Below are 22,136 nucleotides of genomic sequence, written 5' to 3'. Positions count from 1 at the left end.
CCAATCGATCCCGGTAGCTCCCACCAGAAGAGGTATTCATGACCGCCATCGTCGACATCATCGGCCGCGAAATTCTTGACAGCCGTGGCAATCCCACCGTCGAGGTTGATGTGGTGCTGGAAGACGGCTCGGTCGGCCGTGCGGCGGTGCCGTCAGGCGCGTCGACCGGCGCGCATGAGGCGGTCGAGCTGCGCGACGGCGACAAGGCGCGCTATCTCGGCAAGGGCGTGCAGAAGGCGGTTGCCGCCGTCAACGGCGAGATCTTCGAGGCGCTGAGCGACCAGGCGGTCGAGGACCAGGTCGCGATCGACCAGATCATGATCGACCTCGACGGCACGCCGAACAAGGCCAGGCTCGGCGCCAACGCCATCCTCGGCGTCTCGCTCGCCTGCGCCAAGGCCGCCGCCGAATCCCACGACATGCCGCTCTACCGCTACGTCGGCGGCACTTCGGCGCGGACGCTGCCGGTGCCGATGATGAACATCATCAATGGCGGCGTGCATGCCGACAATCCGATCGACTTCCAGGAGTTCATGATCCTGCCGGTCGGCGCCAACAGCTTCGCCGAGGCGCTGCGCTGCGGCTCGGAAATCTTCCACACGCTGCGCGGCGAATTGAAGAAGGCCGGCCACAACACCAATGTCGGCGACGAGGGCGGTTTCGCGCCGAACCTGCCGACCGCCGATGCCGCGCTCGACTTCATCATGAATGCGATCGGCAAGGCCGGCTACAAGGCGGGCAGCGACGTCATGCTCGGCCTCGACTGCGCCTCCACCGAGTTCTTCAAGGAGGGGTCTTACGTCTATGGCGGCGAGAACAAGATCCGCTCGCGCTCGGAGCAGGCCAAGTACCTTGCCGATCTCGTCGCGCGCTACCCGATCGTCACGATCGAGGACGGTATGTCCGAGGACGATATGGATGGCTGGAAGGAACTGACCGACCTGATCGGCAAGAAGTGCCAGCTCGTCGGCGACGATCTGTTCGTCACCAACGTCACCCGCCTGGCCGACGGCATCAAGAACGGACGCGGCAACTCGATCCTGATCAAGGTCAACCAGATCGGCACGCTGACCGAGACGCTCGCCGCCGTCGAGCTCGCCCACAAATACGGCTACACCTCGGTCATGTCGCACCGCTCCGGCGAGACGGAGGACTCGACTATCGCCGACCTCGCGGTCGCCACCAATTGCGGGCAGATCAAGACCGGCTCGCTGGCGCGCTCCGACCGCACCGCCAAGTACAACCAGCTGTTGCGCATCGAGCAGCAACTCGGCACGCAAGCGAAGTATGCCGGCGAGTCGGCGCTGAAGGCGCTGGCGTAATGCGTCAGTTGGGGCTGGCGACGTAGAAGGCGTCGCCAGGGGCGGGCGACAGCTCCGGCTTCCAGCCGGTGAGCTTTTGCAGCGCGTAGCCACCGTAGCGAGTGCCGCGCCACATCAGGTCGGCTTCGCCTACGGTCTCCAGCACAGCGCCGGTGTTGTCGAACAGCGCGCGTTGGCGGCTGTACGTCGGCGCGACGTACAGCCCGACCGGGCCATCAAGGGCCGGTTCGCGGAATCCGATGTAGCGGGCCCGTTCGTTGATCTGCGCGACCGGTACTTCGTCCTTCAGGTGCCATCGCAACATCGAATACATCCGGTAGTCGGTCGTGACGAACCATGCCGCGCCGATATCCTTGCGCTTGGCCTCTGCGTCGGCGACCACGCTCGCAAAGCCGGCCTCCTTGCCGATCGGATCGTCCTTTCCCAGGTAATTGGCGGTCCCGGCGATATAGTAGAGTTCGGTCGCGACGACGAAGGCCACGCCGGTGGCGATCGCGAAGATCATCACGGCCGGCGCGACCCGCGCCAGATGCGAGCGCGATTCCGCGTTCCATTGCTTCAGGTTCAGAACGGCGCAAACAAATCCGAGCGGCCACGCAAACAGCAGCCAGCTGTCGCCGACGCGGGTGTCGATGCCGTGCTCGACGAAGAATGCGAACGGAAAGATCACGGCCGTCGAGAGCAGGATCGGCACCGGAGCCAGCCCGCGATAGCCGCGGAGCGCCATCATCATTGTCCCGAGCATCGCGATCGGCAGCAGCAACACACCGACCATCACGAATTGCTGGCCGAGGAAGTCGCCCAGGAAGCGTCCCGACCAGCCGTCCACCTGCGGCGGACGATCGAGCTGGAATCGGAACGAAGCCCAATCGTGGGTTGCGTTCCAGTACAGCATCGGGGAGATCACTAGCAGGACGGCGAGCGCCGAGCACCAGAACCACGGGCTTGCGAGGTGTTTCCTGCGCCAGCTCGGGACCAGCGCAAATGCCAATACCGCCGGCAGCAGCAGGATGCCGGTGTATTTCGACATCAGCGCGAGGCCGCCGAACAGCCCGGCAGGCAGCCACCAGCGCAGGTCGTCCGATTGCCACAGCCGCACCAGCGACCAGATCATCGCCATTTCGAAAGGGATCAGCGCGATATCGGGCGTGACCTTGGCCATGCCGAGCCCATAGTCCAGCGAGGCCTCCGGTAGCAGGACCGCGAGCACCACGTGGCGGCCATCGCCGAGCAGGCGGCGTACGATGTCGGCCTGCACCAGTTGCATGGCCAGCATGGCGGCGAGCCCCGTGAAGCGCACGCCGAAATTGGTGTCGCCAAACACGAATGTGGTAGCGCGAATGCACCAAGCGATCAGCGGTGGATGGTCAAGATAGGAGATCACGCTCTCCTTCGACCACGTCCAGTAGTAGGCTTCGTCGACCCGCAGATCGATGGTCGCGGCGAAGATGCCGCGCAGGATCGCCAGGCCGCCGACGATGGCGACGAAGGACACGAGGCGAGCGGCGCGCGAGTCCTGGCGCGGAAGTCCTAAGACGAGTGATGGCATGGATTGCGGCGTTGGGTAAAAATGCCTATGCGAAAGCGGTGTTCTTGAAACAGTCTTTTTGAAATCGCCGGATGGCTGGACATCATTACCGACCCGGCCCATATCGGCAAGGCCCACGGTGATCGGGCGATCCCGGGGCGCATGCCCAGGGCGGCAAAAGGGAAGTCCAGGGAGGATGTGCGATGAGTGACGGCAAGAACGGACTGCAGCTGCGATCGCTACTCAAGAAGAATGGCGAACTCGAACTATCGCTGGTCAATGTCCCGACGCCGGAGCCCGGCCCCGACGAGGTCGTGGTTCGGGTCGAGGCGACACCGATCAACCCCTCCGACCTGGGGCTTTTGATTGGCCCCGCCGACATGTCGACCGCAAAGGTGTCAGGCACGAAGGAATTGCCTGTCGTCACGGCGCGGGTGCCGGAGGCGGCGATCGGTGGGCTTGCCGCGCGGCTCGATGAATCGATGCCGGTCGGCAATGAGGGCGCCGGCGTCGTGATCAGGACCGGCTCCTCCGACGCCGCGAAGGCGCTGATGGGCAAGACGGTCGCGATGATCGGCGGCGCGATGTATGCGCAATATCGCACGCTGCGCGTCAACGAATGCCTGCCGCTGCCCGAAGGCACCACGCCGGCCGAAGGCGCATCCTGCTTCGTCAATCCGCTGACCGCGCTCGGCATGACCGAGACGATGCGGCGCGAAGGTCACAAGGCGCTGGTGCATACCGCCGCCGCCTCCAATCTCGGCCAGATGCTCAACAAGATCTGCCTCAAGGACGGCATCGGCCTCGTCAACATCGTGCGCAACAAGGAGCAGGCCGACATTTTGCACAAGATCGGCGCCAAGCATGTCGTGGATTCCACCGCGCCGAGTTTCATGGACGATCTCACCAACGCGCTGGTGGAGACGGGGGCCACGATCGGCTTCGACGCGATCGGCGGCGGCAAGCTCGCCGGCCAGATCCTGGTTGCGATGGAGACCGCGATCAACAAGACCGCCAAGGCGTATAGCCGCTACGGCTCGAACGTGCACAAGCAGGTCTATATCTACGGCAGCCTCGACACCCGCGAGATCCAACTGCCGCGCGGCTTCGGCATGGCCTGGGGCGTCGGTGGCTGGCTGCTGTTCCCGTTCCTGATGAAGATCGGCCCCGAGGCGGGCGCCAAGCTGCGCCAGCGCGTGGTCGCGGAATTGAAGACCACCTTCGCGAGCCACTACACCAAGGTGGTGTCGCTGCAGGAGGCCTTGCAGCTCGACAACATCGCGGTCTACGGCAAGCGCTCGACCGGCGAGAAATTCCTGATCGATCCGAACAAGGGATCATGATCCGCGAACGACGGCCGTCCTGAAAGGGACGGCCGTTCTGCTTCGGTTGGGATCACGTCCGCGAACGCAGCGTTTCCGAAATTGCGCGATCCATGCACTTGCATCTTTCTCGTCGCGCCGGTAGGTGATTGCGGCAGGTCCCGCTTCACGAAGCAACACCCAAGGAAATTGCTATGGCCTATAACATCGTCACTATCGTCGGCAGCCTCCGCAAGGAGGGGCACACCATCAAGATCGCCAATGCGCTGGCCAAGCTCGCGCCGGCCTCGCTGAAGCTCGACGTCACCACGCTGCAGGGAATTTCCTTCTTCAACCAGGATCTCGAGGGCGCCCCGCCGGCGGACTGGCTGGCCTTCCGCGAGAAGCTGCAGAAGTCGAACGGAATCTTGTTCGTCACCCCCGAATACAACCGCTCGATCCCGGGCGTGCTGAAAAATGCGATCGACGTCGGCTCACGGCCCTATGGCAAGAGCTCGTTCAACGGCAAGCCGACCGGCATCATCTCGAACTCGCCGGGTCCGCTCGGCGGCGTCAGCGCCGCGAAGCACCTGCAGAACATCCTGCCGGGCATCTCGGGGCCGATCCTGCAACAGCCGGAAATCTATCTGAACGGCGTCGGCGACGCCTTCGACGAGAAGGGCGAGCTTACCAAGGAGTCGCTGAAGACCGTGTTGCAGCAGTACCTCGCTGCGTTCGCGGCGCACGTCGAGACGCACAACAAATAGGCGGTCGCCGTCGCGCTTAGGAGTCCATTAACCTGGCCGCCCCCAATGTGGCGGCCATGGTTTCCCGCACGCGACTCAAATCGATCCTCACCGGGCTCGCCCTCTATACGATGGCGGCGCTGATGGTCGGCTATTTCGGGGTCAATGCCTACACCGGCAAATACGGCCTGAATGCGCGGCAGGAACTCGACCAGGAGATCATCGCGCTGACATCAGAGCTGGCGCGGCTGAAGAGGGAGCGGGCCGAGGGCGAGCAGCGCGTGTCGCTGTTGCGCTCGGACCGCGTCGATCCCGACATGCTGGAGGAGCGCGCGCGCTTCCAGCTCGACTACGCCAATCCGCGCGACCTCGTTCGGATCAACAAGCAGAACTGAGCTCGGCAGTGATTTTCGGACAGGCACTTGTCCGGAAATAACTCGTCTCTGCTTTTCAAATTTCAAATTTGCTCGATCTGCATCACAAAAATGTCGCGCCGCGTTGCAGTGCGGCATAGCTATCCCACATGGTGGCAACCAACTCCTTTCGCGGCGATTTGACTTGGGTTAGAGAGGGCTCATCGACTTCTCTCATCCGGAATTGCCATGGCCGCACCCAAGAAAAGCGTCGCGAAGGACTCAGGGCTGGAGAAGGCAAGCTCGCCTCCCGAATTCACCAAAGAACAGGAACTCTGGGCGCTGCGCGAGATGCTGCTGATCCGGCGTTTCGAGGAGAAGGCCGGCCAGCTTTACGGCATGGGTGCGATCGGCGGCTTCTGCCATCTCTATATCGGCCAGGAGGCGGTCGTCGTCGGCATGCAGATGGCGCTGAAGCCGGGCGATGAGGTCATAACCGGGTACCGAGATCACGGCCACATGCTGGCCTGCGGCATGGACGCCAAGGGCGTGATGGCCGAACTCACCGGCCGCCGCGGCGGCTATTCCAAGGGCAAGGGCGGCTCCATGCACATGTTCAGCATGGAGAAGAACTTCTTTGGCGGTCACGGCATCGTCGGCGCGCAAGTGTCGCTCGGCACCGGCCTTGCGTTCGCCAACCGCTACCGCGGCAACGACTTCGTCAGCGTCACCTATTTCGGCGACGGTGCGGCCAACCAGGGCCAGGTCTATGAGAGCTTCAACATGGCGGAGCTCTGGAAGCTGCCGGCGATCTACGTGATCGAGAACAACCGTTACGCCATGGGCACCGCGGTGTCGCGCGCCTCCGCGCAGCAGGACTTCTCCAAGCGCGGCGCCTCCTTCAACATCCCCGGCAAGCAGGTCGACGGCATGGACGTCCGCGCGGTGAAGGCCGCCGGCGAGGAGGCTGCGGCGTGGTGCCGCGCCGGCAACGGGCCCTTCATCCTGGAAATGCAGACCTACCGCTATCGCGGCCATTCGATGTCCGACCCGGCGAAGTATCGCACCCGCGAGGAGGTCGAGAAGGTCCGCCACGACCAGGATCCGATCGAGCAGGTTCGCAATCGCCTGCTGGCCCAGAAGGTCGGCGAGCAGGAGCTGAAGGCGATCGACGCCGAGGTGCGCGAGATCGTCAACGCGTCCGCCGACTTCGCCCAGCACGATCCCGAGCCCGATCCGTCCGAGCTCTACACCGACATCTACCGCTGACCCCACCCTGCGCAGAAGAAACTCTAAGCGTGATTTTCGGGAGCTGATATGCCCATTCAAGTGCTGATGCCTGCGCTGTCGCCCACCATGGAGAAGGGCAACCTCGCCAAATGGCTGAAAAAGGAAGGCGAGACGATCAAGTCCGGTGACGTCATCGCCGAGATCGAGACCGACAAGGCGACGATGGAGGTCGAGGCGACCGACGAGGGCACGCTCGGCAAGATCCTGATTCCGGAAGGCACCGCCGACGTCGCGGTGAATACGCCGATCGCCACTATCCTCGCCGATGGTGAAAGTGCCGCCGATCTCGCCAAGGCACCCGCCGCGCCGGCGAAGGCGGAAGCCGCGCCTGCCGAGGCCAAGGCGGAAGCGCCCGCGCCCAAGGCGGAAGCCGCGCCGGCCGCGCCCGCGGCTGTTGCTGCTGTCGAGCCCGAGGTGCCGGCGGGCACCGAGATGGTGACGCAGACGATCCGCGAAGCCTTGCGCGACGCGATGGCGGAAGAGATGCGGCGTGACCCCGACGTCTTCATCATGGGCGAGGAGGTCGCCGAATATCAGGGCGCCTACAAGATTACGCAGGGCCTGTTGCAGGAGTTCGGCGCGCGGCGCGTGATCGATACCCCGATCACCGAGCACGGCTTTGCCGGCATCGGCGTCGGCGCCGCGATGGCCGGGCTGAAGCCGATCGTCGAGTTCATGACCTGGAACTTCGCCATGCAAGCGATCGACCAGATCATCAACTCGGCCGCCAAGACGCTGTACATGTCGGGCGGCCAGATGGGTTGCTCGATCGTGTTCCGCGGCCCGAACGGAGCTGCGGCGCGCGTTGCCGCGCAGCACAGCCAGGACTACGCGGCCTGGTACTCGCAGATTCCGGGCCTGAAGGTGATCGCGCCGTATTCGGCCGCCGACTACAAGGGCCTGCTCAAGGCCGCGATCCGTGATCCCAATCCGGTGATCTTCCTTGAGAACGAGGTGCTCTACGGCCACACCGGCGAGGTGCCCAAGCTCGACGATTTCATCGTACCGATCGGCAAGGCGCGCATCGCGCGACCGGGCAAGGACGTCACCATCGTCTCCTGGTCGATGGGCATGTCCTATGCGCTGAAGGCCGCCGACGAACTCGCGAAGGAAGGCATCGAGGCCGAGGTGATTGATCTCCGCACCATCCGCCCGATGGATACCGAGACCATCATCGCGTCGGTGAAGAAGACCGGTCGCGCGGTGACGGTGGAGGAGGGCTGGCAGCAGAGCGGTGTCGGCGCCGAGGTCGCCGCCCGCATCATGGAGAACGCCTTCGACTATCTCGATGCGCCGGTCGCGCGCGTGTCGGGCAAGGACGTGCCGATGCCGTACGCCGCCAATCTGGAAAAGCTCGCTCTGCCCTCCGTCGCCGAGGTGGTCGCCGCCGCCAAGGCCGTGTCCTATCGGTAAGCCCATGGCCGGTCCCAAGGAGCAGCCGCTGCCGCCTGACGTGATGGGCCGCGACGATGCCGTCGAGGTGCTGCGCGCCTTTGTTGTCGACGGCGGCCTGTCGATCGCGTTCCAGCGCGCCTTCGAGGAGCCGGACATGTGGGGGCTGATGCTCGTCGACATCGCCCGCCACGCTGCGCGCGCCTATGCGCGTGAGAGCGAATACACCGAGGACGAGGCGCTCGCGCGCATCGTCGAGATGTTCGAAGCCGAAATCGCCCGGCCGACCGACATGGGCCAAACCAAACCGCGGTCGCAACAAGGTCACTGACAATGCCGATCAATATTCTCATGCCCGCGCTGTCGCCCACGATGGAGAAGGGCAACCTTGCCAAGTGGCTCAAGAAGGAAGGCGACAAGGTCAAGTCCGGCGACGTGATCGCGGAGATCGAGACCGACAAGGCAACCATGGAAGTCGAGGCGGTCGACGAAGGTATCATCGCCAAGATCCTGGTGCCCGAGGGCACGCAGGATGTGCCGGTCAACGACGTGATCGCGGTGCTAGCCGGCGACGGCGAAGACGTGAAGACGGCCGCCAGCGGCGGCGGCGCCGCGCCCGCGCCGAAGCCCGCCGAGGCACCGAAGCCTGCCGCAGCGGCGGCCGCACCGGCGCCCGCAGCCGCACCGGCATCGGCGGCTGCTCCCGCGCCGGCGCCTCAGGTCGCTGCGGCACCTGCTGCTCAGGTCAATGGCCACGCCCGCATCTTCTCCTCGCCGCTGGCGCGCCGGTTGGCAAAAGAGGCCGGTATCGATCTGGCGCGGATCACCGGTACGGGTCCGCACGGCCGCGTCGTCGCGCGCGACGTCGAGGACGCCAAGTCCGGTAAGGGCCTCAAGGCGCCGGCAGCCGCGCCCGCGGCAGCCCCGAGCATCGCGCCGTCAATGTCGGACAAGCAGATCCTCGCGCTGTTCGAGCCGGGCTCCTACGAAGTCGTGCCGCATGACGGCATGCGCCGCACCATCGCGCAGCGTCTCACCGCGTCGGTGCAGAACGTTCCGCACTTCTACCTCACCATCGACTGCGACATTGGCAAGCTCCTGGTCGCGCGCGAGGAGATCAACGCATCGGCGCCGAAGGACAAGGAGAAGAAGCCGCTCTACAAGATCTCGGTCAACGACTTCGTCATCAAGGCGATGGCGGTCGCGTTGCAGAAGATCCCGAACTGCAATGTGAGCTGGACCGAAGGCGGCATGCTCAAGCACAAGCATTCCGACGTCGGCGTCGCGGTGGCGATGCCGGGCGGCCTGATCACGCCGATCATCCGCAAGGCGGAGACCAAGACGCTGTCGGCGATCTCCAACGAGATGAAGGATTTTGCGGCGCGCGCCCGTGCCCGCAAGCTGAAGCCGGAAGAGTACCAGGGCGGCACCACCGCGGTGTCCAACCTCGGCATGTACGGCATCAATCACTTCACCGCCGTGATCAACCCGCCGCACGCCTCGATCCTGGCGGTCGGTACCTCCGAGGAGCGGCCGGTGGTGCGTAACGGCAAGATCGAGATCGCGCACATGATGAGCGTGACCTTGTCCTGCGATCACCGCGCGATCGACGGCGCGCTCGGCGCCGAGCTGATCGGCGCGTTCAAACAGCTGATCGAGAACCCGGTCATGATGATGGTGTGACGCGCGGGATTGAGGGGGCGAGGTTGAATGCGAACGCGCTGGCCCTGGATCTCGATGGTGCTGTCGATCATCATCCTCGTCAGCCCGATCGGCCGGGAGGTGCTGCACGACGCGTTCTTCAGCGGCGAGCAGCTGTCGCGAAACATTGCCCAGCCGATCGCCTTCATCGGACTTTCGATCCTTGGCCTGATCTGCATCGTCGAATGGCTGGTCAGGCTGTTGATTTCAAAACGCCGCGCTCGCGGCGCCACGACTTGAGTTGAACGGGAGCCGACATGGCCGACACATCCTTCGACGTCATCATCATCGGCTCCGGTCCCGGCGGCTATGTCACGGCGATCCGCGCGGCCCAGCTCGGCTTCAAGACCGCGATCGTCGAGAAATCCTATCTCGGCGGCATCTGCCTGAACTGGGGCTGCATCCCGACCAAGGCGCTGCTGCGCTCGGCGGAAATCTACCACTACATGCAGCACGCCAAGGATTACGGGCTGTCGGCGGAGAAGGTCTCCTACGATCCGAAGGCCGTGGTGCAGCGTTCGCGCGGGGTGTCGAAACGCCTCAACGACGGCGTCGGCTTTCTGATGAAGAAGAACAAGATCACGGTGATCTGGGGCGACGCCACGATCGACGCGCCCGGCAAGATCACGGTGAAGAAGTCCGCAGTCGAGGCGCCGAAGGGCGTGAGCGGCGAGGGCACCTATCAGGCCAAGCACGTCATCATCGCGACCGGCGCGCGGCCACGCGTGCTGCCGGGACTGGAGCCCGACAACAAGCTGGTCTGGACCTATTTCGAGGCGATGGTGCCGGACCGGATGCCGAAATCGCTGCTGGTCGTCGGCTCCGGCGCAATCGGCATCGAGTTCGCCTCCTTCTTCCACACCATGGGCTCCGACGTCACCGTGGTCGAGGTGCTGCCGCAGATCCTGCCCGTCGAGGACGCCGAGATCGCAGGCCTTGCCCGCAAGCGCTTCGAGAAGATCGGCATCAAGATCCTGACCTCGACCAAGGTGACCAAGCTCGAGAAGAAGGCCGACAGCGTGGTCGCGACCATCGATGACGGCAAGGAGAAGCCGCAGGCGGTCGAGTTCGAGCGTGTGATCTCCGCGGTCGGCGTGGTCGGCAATATCGAGAATCTCGGGCTGGAGAAGCTCGGCGTCAAAACCGATCGCGGCTGCATCGTGATCGACGGCTACGGCAAGACCAATGTCCCCGGCATCTATGCGATCGGTGACGTCGCCGGTCCGCCGATGCTCGCGCACAAGGCCGAGCATGAGGGCGTGGTCTGCATCGAGGCGATCAAGGGCCTGCATCCGCACGCGATGGACAAGGACCTGATCCCGGGCTGCACCTATTGCCACCCGCAGGTCGCTTCCGTCGGCCTCACCGAGGCGAGAGCGAAGGAGAACGGCCGCGAGATCCGCGTCGGCCGCTTCCCCTTCGTCGGCAACGGCAAGGCGATTGCGCTCGGCGAGGACCAGGGCCTGATCAAGGTCGTGTTCGACAAGAAGACCGGGCAACTGCTCGGCGCGCACATGATCGGCGCCGAGGTTACCGAGCTGATCCAGGGCTACGTCGTCGCGATGAATCTGGAGACCACGGAAGAGGAGCTGATGCACACCGTCTTCCCACATCCGACACTGTCGGAGATGATGAAGGAAGCGGTGCTCGACGCTTATGGACGCGTGTTGAATATTTGATACTTGCGTCATTGCGAGCGAAGCAATCCATCTATCCGTTCGTAGCGCTGTGGATTGCTTCGTCGCTAACGCTCCTCGCAATGACGGAGGAAACGCCGTTGGCGCAAAAAAGAAAGAAGCAAACCATGAAAGACAACGACAACCTCACCATCGAACGCCCAACCTTCGTCACCCATCTCGAATGCGCGATGGAGGGCGACCACTATCCGGCCGACCAGGTCCACAACCTCTCCAAGGCCGGCAAGCCGCTGCTCGTGCGCTACGACCTCGCGGGCGTGAAGAAGGCGCTGAGCAAGAGCGCGCTGGCCGAGCGCCCCGCCGACATGTGGCGCTATCGCGAGCTGTTGCCGGTGCGCAAATGCCAGGACATCGTCAGCCTCGGCGAGGTGACGACGCCTTTGATCCGCCTGCCGAAGCTCTCGCACAAGTTCGGCGGCGGCGAGATCATCGTGAAGGACGAGGGGCGGCTGCCGACCGGATCGTTCAAGGCGCGCGGCCTCGTGATGGCGGTGTCGATGGGCAAGGCGCTCGGCATCAAGCACATGGCGATGCCGACCAACGGCAATGCGGGCGCGGCGCTCGCCGCCTACGCCACCTCCTGCGGCATCAGGACCACGATCTTCTGCCCGGCCGACACGCCGGAGGTGAATGTCAGCGAGATCGAGCTGCAGGGCGCGACCGTCTATCGCGTCAATGGCTATATCGATGACTGCGGCAAGATCGTCGGCGAGGGCAAGGCCAAGGTCGGCTGGTTCGACACCTCGACGCTGAAGGAGCCGTACCGGATCGAGGGCAAGAAGACGATGGGGCTGGAGCTCGCCGAGCAGCTCGGCTGGGACGTGCCGGACGTGATCTTCTATCCGACCGGCGGGGGCACCGGCCTGATCGGCATGTGGAAGGCCTTTGACGAGCTCGAGAAGATCGGTTTCATCGGCTCGAAGCGCCCGCGCATGGTTGCGGTGCAGGCCGCGGGCTGCGCGCCGATGGTGCGCGCCTTTGAAGCAGGCACCGAGCACGCGCAGCGCTGGGAGGATGCCCACACCATCGCCTCCGGCATCCGCGTGCCGCAGGCGATCGGAGATTTCCTGATCCTGCGTGCGGTGCGCGAGAGCAAGGGATTTGCGATCGCGGTCGATGACGAGAAGATTTCCATCGCGCTCAGCGAGGTCGCGCGCGAGGAGGGCCTGTTGCTGTGTCCCGAGGGCGCCGCGACCTATGCCGCCTACAAGCAGAGCCTCGCCGACGGCCGCGTCAGCAAGAACGACCGCGTGATGCTGTTCAATTGCGCGACCGGCCTTAAATATCCGCTGCCGCCGGTCACGCGCACGCTCGATCGCCACAAGCCGATCGATTTTTCGCAGTTCTAGACGGTGGTTGTTGGGTCGTCATTGCGAGCGCAGCGAAGCAATCCATCCTGCCGCATCGGAAGCATGGATTGCTTCGTCGCTTCAGCGCAAAATTGCTTTGCAATTTTGTCGCGAGCTCATCGCAATGACGATGTCATTTGAAGGAGTGGTCGATGCGTAGGGCAATTTGGTCCGCGCTGGCAGCGTTGTTGATGTTAGGCGGCCAGGTCTCCGCCGAGACCTACCCCTCGCGGCCCATCACCATCGTGGTGCCGTTCTCGGCCGGCGGCCCATCGGACGCGATGGCGCGCATCCTCGGCGAGCGCATGAAGCAGTCGCTCGGCGAGGTGCTGCTGATCGAGAACGTCACGGGTGCCGGCGGCTCGATCGGGGTCGGCCGCGCGGCACGTTCGGCGCCGGACGGCTACACCATCTCGTTCGGCCATCTCGGCACGCATGTGGCCAATGGCGCGATCTACAAGCTCGGCTACGACCTCGTTGCCGATCTCGAGCCTGTCGTGCTGTTGCCGAGCAACCCGATGATCATCGTCTCGAAGAACGCGGTGCCGGCGAAATCGCTGAAGGAGCTATTGGACTGGCTGAAGTCGCGCCCGGCGCCGCCGACCGCAGGCACCGCAGGCGCCGGGAGCGGCAGCCACATCGCCGGGCTCTACTTCGAGAACGTCTCCGGCATCAAGCTGCAATACGTGCCATATCGCGGCACGGGCCCGGCGCTGAACGACCTCGTCGCCGGACAGATCGACATCATCGTCGACCAGACCTCGAACTCGATCAACCAGGTCCGCGCCGGCAATATTCGCGCCTATGCGGTGACGGATTCCAAACGGGTCGAGAACGCGCCTGACGTTCCGACGGTGGACGAGGCCGGCCTGCCGGGCTTCCACATGACGCTGTGGTCGGGCCTCTGGGTGCCGAAGGGCACGCCGAAGCAGATCGTAGCAAAGCTCAACGCCGCCGCCGTCGAGGCGCTGAACGATCCCGCCGTGACAAAGCAGCTCGAGAATCTCGGCCTGCAGATGCCGCCGAAGGACCAGCTCACGCCGGCGGCGCTCGGCGCCTGGCAGAAGGCGGAAATCGCAAAGTGGTGGCCGCTGATCAAGGCCGCCAATGTGAAGGTGGAGTGAGCCGCGCTCTTTTCCTCGCGTCGTCCCGGCGAAGGACCCATAACCACCAAGGGTCGTTGTAAGCAAATCGTCTTGCCGCGTGCCCTTTTCGAGGGCCGCGGAGTATGGGTCCCGGCTTTCCAGGCGGTGTAAAAACTCAAGAACGCGGAGACTCGATAGAACAGAATGCTATGCGCCCTACCTGCAAGCTCTTCGCCGGCTACTTGGTTCTTTCTCCTGGCGCGCGATAGAATCAGATTCTACGTCGAAACGAGCGCGCTGAGTTTTTTTACGGCCTGTTTCGCCGGGACGACTCTGTTACTGCACCGGTACCGCGGCCCCCGTAGCCACCGGGACCGCGTTCGTCTCCTGCGTCACGACCGCCTGATCGGCCTTCGCCGCCACGACCGCAGTCGCACCCTCGAACCGCGCGCGATAGACCTGCATGTTCTCCATCACGCGCTGGACGTAGTTGCGCGTCTCCGACAGCGGAATCCGCTCGACCCAGTCGACCGCATCGACCTTGGGATCGCGCGGATCGCCATAGGCCTTGACCCAGTCGCGCACGCGGCCGCGGCCTGCGTTGTAGCCGGCAAACGTCATGATGTGGCAGCCGCGATACTCCGACAGCAGCGCGCTGAGTTCGGCCGCGCCCATCTGGGTGTTGTAGACGGGATCGGCGACCATGCGGTCCCAGTCATAGCTCACCTTGAAGCGCTTGGCGGTGTCGCGCCCGGCTTCCGGCGTCACTTGCATCAATCCCACCGCGTTGGCCGGCGAGCGGTCGCGCTGGTCGAACGCGCTTTCGGTGCGCGCGATCGAGTAGGTCATGCTGCGCCCGATGTCGGGGGCGATCGGGGTGTGCTTGGGGATGCCGATGGTCGGGAAGGCGTAATGGTCGAGCGCAAATCCGCGCCCGAGCGCGATCTTGCCGATCTGCAGCATGGCGCGGGCGTCGTTGCGGCGCGAGGTCAACTCGCCGAGCGCTTCGAGGACCGCGACGTCAGAGGTTTCCTCGGCGAGATCGGCGGCGAAGTAGAGCACGACGTCGGGCTCGCCGATCGCATAGAGCATGTCGGCGGCGCGCACACGCTCGTCGGCCGGTGCGCGGCCGGCGCTTGCGGCCGGGGACGGCGCGCGCAGGTCGACGACGCCATCGCGCCCGAGCCGGCCAAGTGCCAACTGACCGTAATAGGCGGTCGGGTGACGCGCGGCGGCCTCGAAATAGGCGCGCATCGCCGCAGTGTCGCCGAGCGCCTCGGCGGCGCGGCCGCGCCAATAGGCGGCGCGCGCCAGCACGATCGGGTTGGACTGGCCTTCATCGATCCGCGCGAAATGCATCGCCGCCGTCTTCGCATCGCCGAGATAGCGCAGCGCGATCCAGCCCGACATGAAGTGCACGTCGGCACGGTAATAGGGGTTGTCCGGCAATGCCGCCGGGCGAACCACGTCATAGGCGGTCTGGTACTTGCCCTGGTCGAGCAGCTTGCGCCCGAGCGAGCGGCGCTCGCGCCACCATTGATCGGTTTCTTGCTGCGCCATGGTCTCCGGCGCCGCCGCGATCGTCACGCGGGCGGCGTCGTCGATCTTGTTCTGCGCGAGCAGCCACTGGATGCGGCAGAGCGTGTAGCCGAGATCGCGGCGGGCGTCGGTTCCGACGTTGTCCAGCGCATCCTGCGCTTTGTTGGACTGGCCCCTGGCGGCGCCGCAGGCCTTCACGATCGCCAGCTCATCGCTGCCGAGCCGCTGCGCGGCGCGCCTCGCGCCGGCAAGGTCCTTGGCGCCGATACGTCGGTCCATCCGCGCGCGGTGATCGTCGCGGGTCAATAGCTCGCGGAACGTGTCGTAGGCGTCGCTCTCGGTGCGTTCGGACAAGTCCTCCGATCGCCAGGCCTCGCGTGCGAGCCGTGTCGCGCCGTCGCGATCGCCCTCGGCAAGCAGGACGCGGGCGAGCGCGAACTTGCCCTTGGCGCCGGTGGGCTGGTCGAGCGTGAAGCCGTGCACCTTGGCGGCGTCGCTGCGGTCCTGCCACAGCCGCGCTTCGGCGCGCCGGCGCAGCAGCGCCATGCTCGGCCAGTCCGGATTGGCGGCGATGAACGCTGCATAGCGGCTGAAATTCGCGTCCGTTTCGGAATGACGCAGGATGTACCATTCCACCAGCTTGCGCCCGGCGGGATCGGTGATCCTGTTCTGGATGTCGGTCGCGTCGCTGGTCTTGCCCTTGCGCGCGGCGACGATGGCGTCCCTGACCAGCGCAAGGTCCCCGGTGAGCTCCGGGACAGCCGCCTTTTCCGGCGCGGATGGCTTGGTGGATTTCGCGGATTTGCGCTCGTCCGCACTGCGCTTGGCATGGCGATGTTTGCCGGCCGCCTTGGCGCTGCGCTGATGGCGGCCCTCCTTCTTGGCGTCATGCGGCTTCTTGCCGGCGCCGTGGCTCTTCTTGGCGTGATGCTGGTGGCCGGATTTCGCCGCCGCATCCATCGGGGAGAGGGCGAGCGCAGCCAGCGCGGCGAGATACATCAGCGGACGCAAGCAACGGTTCATTCCATGGTCCCCCTGCGAAACCATCAGACACAAACCAAGGTCGCAAAACATGCGGCTTGAGCGACCGCAGGTTAACACACCATCGATTCGCAACTGTCACGCATCGGCAACAACACGGGGAAAACGCGGCGAAAAGTGGAACTTAGGGCGATGGAACCGCAGCGAAGAAAGTTCCATCGGTTCCGAATCCTTTCGCCCTCCGTGGTCGTCATGGCGCCAGAGAACATCCATGATGAGGGAGACTGACATGATCCTGGTGACCGGAGCGGCGGGCCTCAGCGGCTCAGCGGTGGTGCGTGAATTGTCCCGCAACGGCGTGCCCGCGCGGGCCCTGGTGCGCGATGCCGCGAAGGCGCTGGCGTTGGTGCGGTTGCCGTATGTCGAGGTAGTCGAAGGCGACATGGCGCGCGCCGGCACGCTCGATGCCGCGCTGCGCGGGGTCGATCGCGCGCTGATGATATCGAGTTCCAATCCGCAGATGGTGGAAACCCAGTGCAACTTCGTCGATGCCTGCAAGGCGGCCGGGGTGGGCCATGTGGTGAAATTCTCAGGCCGCGAGTCCGGGATCGGGTTCGATCCCACAAAATTCCGCTTCACCGGCATGCATGAGGCGATCGAACGTCACCTCGAGGCTTCCGGCCTGAGGTGGACGCATCTGCGTCCGAGCCAGTTCATGCAAGTTTACTTGCGCGAGGCCCCGACGATTGCGGCGAAGGGCGCGTTGCTGCTGCCGCTCGAGGACATCAGGCTGTCGCCGATCGATATCGCGGACATCGCCCAGATCGCGGTCGCGATCCTGGTCAGCGGCGCGCATCACGGCGCCGCTTTCGACATGACCGGGCCGGAGCAGTTGAGTATGGCCGAGATCGCCGGCCTGATCGGCGAGGCGATCGGCAAGCCGGTCAGTTATCAGAACGTCGCGCCCGAGGAGCGCCGCCGCGCGATGGTCGCAGCCGGCTTGCCGCCGTTCATGGTCGATGCGCTGGATGAGCAGGCCGCGGAGCGTCGCCGCTGCCCGCAATCCCATGTCGATCTCGCCGCACACGATTTGTTCGGCATCAGGCCGGCGACGTTTGCCGAATTCGCCCGCCGCAATGCTGCGGTGTTTCGCGGCGAGGCGGCTCTTGTCGGCAGCTAGACATTCGCGTTGAATTCGCCGGCCAGCTTGGCGACGACCACGGTCGCGACGGTGTTACCGATGACGTTGCAGGTGGCGATCGCGATCGAGAGGAAACGATAGACACCGAAGATCAGCGCCAGTCCCTCGACGGGCAGAATGCCAGTGGCCGTGACCGTAGCGGCGAACACGACGAATGAGCCGCCCGAGACGGTCGCCGCTCCCTTGGAGGTGAGCAGCATGACGGCGAGAATCCCGAGCTCCTGCTGAAAGCTGAGCGGCACGTTGTAGGCGTTGGCCAGGAAGATGACGCCCATCGACATGAACAGCGATGTGCCGTCGAGATTGAACGCGTAACCGGTCGGCAGCACCAGGCCGACCGTCTGCCGCGAAGCGCCATAGGCCGGCAGCTTCTCCAGGAGGCGCGGCAGAACGCTCTCCGAGGAGGCGGTGCCGAGCATGATGATGATCTCTTCGCGGATATAACGCAGCAGGTGGAACAGATTGATCCTGAACAACGCGCAGACGGCGCTCAGCACCACGACCACGAACAGGATCACCAAGAGATAGAAGGCCAGCACGAAGGTGGCCAGCGAGATCAGCACCGCCGTTCCGTTGGCGCCGACTGCGTAGGCGACGGCACCAAAGGTGCCGATCGGCGCGAGCCGCATGATGATGTGGATGAACTCGAAGAAGGCGGTCGAGATGGTGTTGAGGCCGCTCTCGATCGGCTTTCGCTTGTTCGGCGTAAGCATCATCAGTCCGAAACCGAAGATCAGCGCGATCACCAGCACCTGCAACAGCTCGCCTTTGGCGAACGCGCCCATGAAATTGTCGGGGAATACGCCAAGCAGGAACTGGTCGAAGGTGACGTGCGAAGTTTCGGCGGTCTTCACCGCGGCGGCCGCGCCCTTGGCGGCGTTGGCCGATGCCGTGACCGAGCCAAGATTCCTGCCAACGCCGGAGAGATTGCCGAACGCGAGCCCGACCGCGAGCGCGATCGTGGAGACGATCTCGAAATAGATCATCGCGAGCAGGCCGACTTTGCCGATGCGCTTGAAGTCGCCGGCGGCGACGATGCCGACTACGACGGTGAGGAACACCAGCGGCGCTACCGCCGTCTTGATCAGGCGCAGGAAGATATCGCCGAGGATTTTCAGCGATGCGCCGAACTCCGGCCAGACCAGCCCAACAATGATGCCAAGCACCATGCTCAGTGCGACCTGGAAGCCGAGATTGCTCCAGATCGATTTCTTCTTGCGCTCGTCCGTCGCCTCGGCGTGAGCCGGCGTGCTGCTGTCGACGCGTGTCACGGTAGCGGCCATCGTTTCCTCGTCATGGCAATAGCTTTGCGATGGCGCGTCTTGCGGCGCCTTGGCAGACGATCTGCAGAGCTGTGTTTGCGGCCTCAGCTGCGCTGTCGCGCCGGCGGCGGGCCCCCCAGCACCCTGTCGACCATCAGGCCGGAGAGGCCGAGATAGTTGGCGGGGTCGCAGTGTCGACGAATGGCCTCAGGGCCCCCGAGCGCATCCACGATTTCGGGCACATTGGACAGGATTTCCGCGAGATCGCCGCCGCCTTCGATCGCCTTGCGGCAGGCGTCGTAGACCACGTCATGCGCGTGTTGCCGACCGAGCTTTGGCGCTGCCGCCATCATCACGGCTTCGGCGACGATCAGGCCGTGCGTCAGGTTCAGGTTTTCGCGCATCCGATCCTGATGCACCACGAGACCCGCCAGCATGAATTTGGCATTAGCGAGCGAGGACGCGGTGAGCAGAAAGCTTTCCGGTAAGGACACCCATTCGAGATGCCACGGGCCGGTGGCGCGCTCGAAATCATGGATCATGCCGTCGAGCATCGTGGCGACGTGTTGGCGTACCGCCTTGGCGGCGGCGAGCATCAACTCGCTCGAGATCGGGTTGCGTTTCTGCGGCATGGTCGAGGAGGCGCCGCGCCCCGGCACGAACGGCTCGGAGAGTTCGCCGAACTCGGTCGCGCACATCAGCATCACATCGTTGGCGATCTTGCCGAGCGTGCTGGTGATCAGGCCGAGCAGGGTGACGGCCTCGGCGATGCCATCGCGCGCCACGTGCCAGGTGATCGCAGGCTGATGCAGGCCAAGTTCCTCGCAGAACAGCCGCTGCATCTCAAGGCCGCCGTCGCCGACCGAGGCCAGCGTGCCGGCCGCGCCGGAGAACTCGCCGACCAGGATGCGCGGCCGCGCCTGGTCGACGCGCTCGATATGGCGGTCGATCGAAGAGAGCCAGACCGCGGCCTTGTAACCGAAGGTCACGGGCAGCGCCTGCTGCAGATGCGTGCGTCCGGCCATCGGCGTGTCGCGATGTTTTTGGGCGAGGTCGGCCAGGATGCCGCGGAGGTCCTTCAGGTCGCGCGCGACGATGTCGAGCGCGGCTCGGATTTGCAGTACATTGGCGGTGTCCATGATGTCCTGGGTGGTGGCGCCCCAATGGACGTAGCGCCCGGCGTCGCCAGCGGCCTTGGAGAGCTGATGGACCAGGGGGAGGATCGGGTAGCCGACGATCTCGGTCTCGTGGCGCAGCTTCTCGAAATCGATGGTGATGCTGCGTGAGGCGGCATCGATCGCCGCGGCAGCCTCCTTGGGCACCACACCGGCGCGCGTCTGGGCCCGGGCCAGCGCGGCCTCAGCCTCCAGATAGCGGCCGACCAGGGCTTCGTCTGAAAACACGGCCCGCATCTCGGCGGTGCCAAACATGTCGCGGAACAGGGCCGAATCGAACACGGTACTGGCCATGGCGTTTCCTCTTAACTATGTTCGTACATAACTTATGTACGAACATATCGGAGGAGTCAATAGGCTTGCGAGCGGGGCGCCTTTCACGTCCTCATGCCCGCGAAGCGGTGATCGGGGTGATGCGTTGGAAACGAGATATGCCTTCGTTGCGAGGGAGTTGACCGAGGCGATCGCCAGGGGGCGCTATCCGGTCGGATCGCTGCTGCCGAACGAGATCGATCTCGCCGAGCAGTTTTCGGTCAGCCGCTCGACTGTCCGTGCCGCGATGCGCGAACTGCAGGCCATGGGGCTGGTTAGCCGCAAGAAGAGCGCAGGGACCCGGGTCGAGGCGACCAGCGCGCAGCGGGCCGGCGGTGCATTCGCGCAGTCGCTGTCCTCGATCGAGGCGATCCAGCAATTCGGCGTCGAGACCGAGCGCGACGTCCAGGAGATATCAGAGACGGTTGCCGATGCCGGGCTCGCGACAAAACTCGGCTGCAAGCCGGGCAGCCGCTGGCTGCGCGTCTCCAGCCTGCGGCGCGTGCCGGGCGACCGCGGCGCGCCGCCAGTGTGCTGGACCGACGTCTATATCGACGCCAGCTTGTCCCAGCAGATCGCGCCACAGCTCAAGCAGTATCGCGGCATCTTCGGCGACCTGATCGAAACCATCACCGGCCGGCGGATCGTCGAGATCCGCCAGGACATCGCGGCCTGCGGGTTGCCTGCGCATATCGCAGGGCCGCTCGCAACGAAGCCGGGCGACCATGCGCTGGAAATCCGCCGGCAATACATCCTGAGCCCTGGCTCGCTGGTGGAGGTGTCCGTCAGCTATCATCCCGCCGACCGCTTCCAGTACTCGACGCGGCTGACGCGTCAGGAGGCGGGATGACCGGCAAGCCGGAGAATGATCCATGATGGCGGCTCAACTGAAGACCGTCCTCGACGGCGGCCGCTATTTCGAAGGCCCGCGCTGGCACGACGGGCGGCTCTGGTTCGTCGACTGTATGGCGCGGACGCTGCTCAGCGTCAGCCCGTCGGGTGAACTTCAGGAGCATGCCGTGATCGCCGACGACACGCCGTGTGGTCTCGGCGTCTTGCCGAACGGCGACATCGTGGTGCTGACGATGTTCAGGAAGCGGCTGTTGCGCTTTGCCGACGGACAGCTGTCGATTTACGCCGACCTTTCGCAGATCGCGACCGGCACGATCGACGACATGATCGTCGACGGGCAGGGGCGCGCTTACGTCGGCGATCTCGGCTTCAACCTGCCGCCGCCGGAGGATCGCGGCGCGGTCGGCCGCATCATCCTGGTGACGCCCGACGGCGCGATGCGCGTCGTCGCAGAGGGATTGCGCTTCCCGAACGGCATCGCGATCTCGTCCGATCACCGCCGCCTCGTCGTCGCCGAGATGGATGGCGCCTGCCTTGCCGACTACGACATCGAAGCCGACGGCGGCCTGCGCCTCCGCCGTCGGCTCGGCCGCATGACCGATCCGGACGGCATCTGCCTCGATCGCGACGGCGCGGTGTGGGTTGCGTCCTTCACCGAGGACGCCTTCATCCGGATCGGCCGCGACGGCGAGGAGCGCGCGCGCATCGCCGTCCCCGGCCGCCGTGCACTCGCCTGCGCGCTTGGCGGCGCCGACCGGCGGACGCTGTTCTGCCTGAGCGCGGCGACGTCTTATGAGGAGCTGCGGAAGGGCAGGTCGGTCTCGCGGATCGACGTGGTCGAGGTCGAAACGCCGGGGGACGGGTGGCCGTGAACAACGCAGCGGCCCCAATCATCGTTACAGGACGATGTAGGGTGCTGAAATCCGATCGCAGCCGCTCGGCAGTTACGCTAGGTCTTTCGGGTGCGGCGAGCGCGAGCTATGCAAAAACTGCCCGTCGAGGCTGGGCAAGAACTCGGTCTTTTGCGGAGTTGATGTACGATTCGGTTCA

The 22,136-nt window shown here is 64.9% G+C and carries 19 protein-coding genes; 15 read left to right on the top strand and 4 right to left on the bottom strand.

What is annotated here, in order from left to right; translation table 11 throughout:
- The first annotated feature begins 38 nt into the window (after positions 1-38).
- Positions 39-1,322: a phosphopyruvate hydratase gene (gene eno, locus ACFFWD_RS19575; RefSeq protein WP_376968114.1), complete on the top strand. Its 1,284-nt coding sequence runs from the start codon at positions 39-41 to the stop codon at positions 1,320-1,322.
- Positions 1,323-1,326: 4 nt separating this feature from the next.
- On the opposite strand, the gene ACFFWD_RS19570 is transcribed toward eno, so the two are convergent.
- The gene (locus tag ACFFWD_RS19570) at positions 1,327-2,871 is read right to left on the bottom strand and encodes a glycosyltransferase family 39 protein (protein ID WP_376968112.1); all 1,545 of its coding nucleotides are present in this window, start codon (positions 2,869-2,871) and stop codon (positions 1,327-1,329) included.
- Between the two features lie 182 nt (positions 2,872-3,053).
- Here ACFFWD_RS19570 and ACFFWD_RS19565 point away from each other — a divergent pair, with 182 nt between their 5' ends.
- The 11 genes from ACFFWD_RS19565 to ACFFWD_RS19515 all read left to right on the top strand — a co-directional run bounded on the left by ACFFWD_RS19565 (position 3,054) and on the right by ACFFWD_RS19515 (position 13,803).
- Positions 3,054-4,193 carry a zinc-binding dehydrogenase gene (locus ACFFWD_RS19565; RefSeq protein ID WP_376968110.1) on the top strand — a complete coding sequence of 380 codons (1,140 nt, stop codon included), beginning with the start codon at positions 3,054-3,056 and terminating at the stop codon, positions 4,191-4,193.
- Positions 4,194-4,366: 173 nt separating this feature from the next.
- Positions 4,367-4,918, top strand: coding sequence for an NADPH-dependent FMN reductase (locus ACFFWD_RS19560; protein ID WP_376968108.1), 552 nt, complete (start codon positions 4,367-4,369; stop codon positions 4,916-4,918).
- 56 nt (positions 4,919-4,974) lie between these two features.
- The gene (locus ACFFWD_RS19555; protein ID WP_376968106.1) at positions 4,975-5,292 is read left to right on the top strand and encodes an FtsB family cell division protein; all 318 of its coding nucleotides are present in this window, start codon (positions 4,975-4,977) and stop codon (positions 5,290-5,292) included.
- A 207-nt stretch (positions 5,293-5,499) separates the two neighbouring features.
- Positions 5,500-6,519 (top strand): pyruvate dehydrogenase (acetyl-transferring) E1 component subunit alpha, encoded by a 1,020-nt coding sequence (pdhA, locus tag ACFFWD_RS19550; protein ID WP_376968104.1) that lies wholly within the window; start codon positions 5,500-5,502, stop codon positions 6,517-6,519.
- Positions 6,520-6,567: 48 nt separating this feature from the next.
- Positions 6,568-7,953 (top strand): pyruvate dehydrogenase complex E1 component subunit beta, encoded by a 1,386-nt coding sequence (locus ACFFWD_RS19545; RefSeq protein ID WP_376968102.1) that lies wholly within the window; start codon positions 6,568-6,570, stop codon positions 7,951-7,953.
- 4 nt (positions 7,954-7,957) lie between these two features.
- Positions 7,958-8,263, top strand: a complete 306-nt coding sequence (locus ACFFWD_RS19540; protein ID WP_376968100.1) for a DUF5076 domain-containing protein — start codon at positions 7,958-7,960, stop codon at positions 8,261-8,263.
- Between the two features lie 2 nt (positions 8,264-8,265).
- Positions 8,266-9,615 (top strand): pyruvate dehydrogenase complex dihydrolipoamide acetyltransferase, encoded by a 1,350-nt coding sequence (locus ACFFWD_RS19535; RefSeq protein WP_376968098.1) that lies wholly within the window; start codon positions 8,266-8,268, stop codon positions 9,613-9,615.
- A 27-nt stretch (positions 9,616-9,642) separates the two neighbouring features.
- A complete protein-coding gene (locus tag ACFFWD_RS19530; RefSeq protein WP_376968096.1) occupies positions 9,643-9,873 on the top strand; it encodes a hypothetical protein in 231 nt (76 codons plus the stop codon).
- Between the two features lie 17 nt (positions 9,874-9,890).
- Positions 9,891-11,312 carry a dihydrolipoyl dehydrogenase gene (gene lpdA / locus ACFFWD_RS19525; RefSeq protein WP_376968094.1) on the top strand — a complete coding sequence of 474 codons (1,422 nt, stop codon included), beginning with the start codon at positions 9,891-9,893 and terminating at the stop codon, positions 11,310-11,312.
- Between the two features lie 125 nt (positions 11,313-11,437).
- Positions 11,438-12,679 carry a threonine synthase gene (locus ACFFWD_RS19520; protein WP_376968092.1) on the top strand — a complete coding sequence of 414 codons (1,242 nt, stop codon included), beginning with the start codon at positions 11,438-11,440 and terminating at the stop codon, positions 12,677-12,679.
- A gap of 152 nt (positions 12,680-12,831) precedes the next feature.
- Positions 12,832-13,803 (top strand): tripartite tricarboxylate transporter substrate binding protein BugD, encoded by a 972-nt coding sequence (locus ACFFWD_RS19515; RefSeq protein WP_376968090.1) that lies wholly within the window; start codon positions 12,832-12,834, stop codon positions 13,801-13,803.
- Between the two features lie 297 nt (positions 13,804-14,100).
- Here ACFFWD_RS19515 and ACFFWD_RS19510 read toward each other — a convergent pair whose 3' ends face one another.
- A complete protein-coding gene (locus ACFFWD_RS19510; RefSeq protein WP_376968087.1) occupies positions 14,101-16,326 on the bottom strand; it encodes a lytic transglycosylase domain-containing protein in 2,226 nt (741 codons plus the stop codon).
- Between the two features lie 229 nt (positions 16,327-16,555).
- On the opposite strand from ACFFWD_RS19510, the gene ACFFWD_RS19505 reads away from it, so the two are divergent.
- Positions 16,556-17,464: an SDR family oxidoreductase gene (locus tag ACFFWD_RS19505; protein WP_376968084.1), complete on the top strand. Its 909-nt coding sequence runs from the start codon at positions 16,556-16,558 to the stop codon at positions 17,462-17,464.
- On the opposite strand, the gene ACFFWD_RS19500 is transcribed toward ACFFWD_RS19505, so the two are convergent.
- Together ACFFWD_RS19500 and pcaB are read right to left on the bottom strand one after the other, a co-directional pair.
- Positions 17,461-18,768 carry a cation:dicarboxylate symporter family transporter gene (locus ACFFWD_RS19500; protein ID WP_376968081.1) on the bottom strand — a complete coding sequence of 436 codons (1,308 nt, stop codon included), beginning with the start codon at positions 18,766-18,768 and terminating at the stop codon, positions 17,461-17,463. The genes ACFFWD_RS19505 and ACFFWD_RS19500 overlap by 4 nt on opposite strands.
- Positions 18,769-18,851: 83 nt before the next feature.
- A complete protein-coding gene (gene pcaB, locus ACFFWD_RS19495) occupies positions 18,852-20,216 on the bottom strand; it encodes a 3-carboxy-cis,cis-muconate cycloisomerase (protein WP_376968078.1) in 1,365 nt (454 codons plus the stop codon).
- A gap of 124 nt (positions 20,217-20,340) precedes the next feature.
- Here pcaB and ACFFWD_RS19490 point away from each other — a divergent pair, with 124 nt between their 5' ends.
- Both ACFFWD_RS19490 and ACFFWD_RS19485 read left to right on the top strand, forming a co-directional pair.
- A complete protein-coding gene (locus tag ACFFWD_RS19490) occupies positions 20,341-21,084 on the top strand; it encodes a GntR family transcriptional regulator (RefSeq protein WP_376968075.1) in 744 nt (247 codons plus the stop codon).
- 22 nt (positions 21,085-21,106) lie between these two features.
- A complete protein-coding gene (locus tag ACFFWD_RS19485; RefSeq protein WP_376968072.1) occupies positions 21,107-21,958 on the top strand; it encodes an SMP-30/gluconolactonase/LRE family protein in 852 nt (283 codons plus the stop codon).
- Positions 21,959-22,136: the final 178 nt, after the last annotated feature.

The organism is Bradyrhizobium erythrophlei (assembly GCF_042430365.1).
Lineage (GTDB): Bacteria > Pseudomonadota > Alphaproteobacteria > Rhizobiales > Xanthobacteraceae > Bradyrhizobium > Bradyrhizobium erythrophlei.
The sequence above is the reverse complement of the archived record's forward strand: the minus strand, read 5'-3'. Positions and strand labels throughout refer to the sequence as shown.